This window comes from Hymenobacter agri (assembly GCF_054778495.1).
In genome coordinates this window covers 1-816 of record NZ_BAAGZM010001108.1, presented here as the reverse complement: position 1 = coordinate 816, position 816 = coordinate 1, and the positions used below count along the sequence as shown (strand labels likewise).

Below are 816 nucleotides of genomic sequence, written 5' to 3'. Positions count from 1 at the left end.
GCACCGGGTCGGGCGCGGCTGTCTCGTCCTCCACCGCCACCCGCAGCACCCGCAGCGGCGACACCCGCCGGATGCTCAGCAGCGGCAGCAGTGCAAACAGCAGCGCCAGCAGCAGGCCCGTGAGCAGGCCGCTGGCAATGGCCGGCCACGACACGCTCACACTGATGCTAACGGGCAGGAAATTGCCCAGCACGCCCGGCAGCAGCGTTTGTACCGCCGCCCCCAGCGCCGCCCCGATGATGGCACCCACAAGCCCCAGGCCAGCGGTTTGAATCAGATAAATCATTAAAGCCTGCCGGCCGCTGGCGCCCAGGCAGCGTAGCACGGCCACGGCGGCCAGCTTTTCGCGCACGTACAGGTTCACGGCGCTGGCCACGCCCACGCAGCCCAGCAGCAGCGCCACGAAGGCCACCAGCCCGAGGTAGCGGGTGAGGTCGGCGAAGATGCGGCCCATGCTCTGCTGGCGGCTGGCCACGGTTTCGGAGTCGATTTCGGCCTTGTCGAGCCGGGTTTGTAAGGGCTTGAGGATAGCCGCCACGTTGGCCCCCGGCGCAAATTGGTAGGAGCGACGGTACTGCACCCGGCTGCCCGGCTGCACCAGCCCGGTGGCCGGCACCTGCGCCAGCGGAATAAACACTGCCGGCGCCACCGCCGCGCTCACGCCCGACTGTCCCGGCGTTTTCAGCACCCGCCCCACAATGGGCAGCACCACCCGCCCCACCTGCACCGAATCGCCGATTTTGACGCCAAACTGGGCCAGCAGCGCATCGTCGACCAATGCCCCAGCCGGGCTGCCCGCCTGCACGAACCGCGAGG

The 816-nt window shown here is 69.2% G+C and carries 1 protein-coding gene; it reads right to left on the bottom strand.

Annotated elements, in window-relative coordinates:
• Positions 1-816: FtsX-like permease family protein (locus ACYVDE_RS24770; RefSeq protein WP_460504180.1), on the bottom strand; the 816-nt coding region annotated here is incomplete at both ends.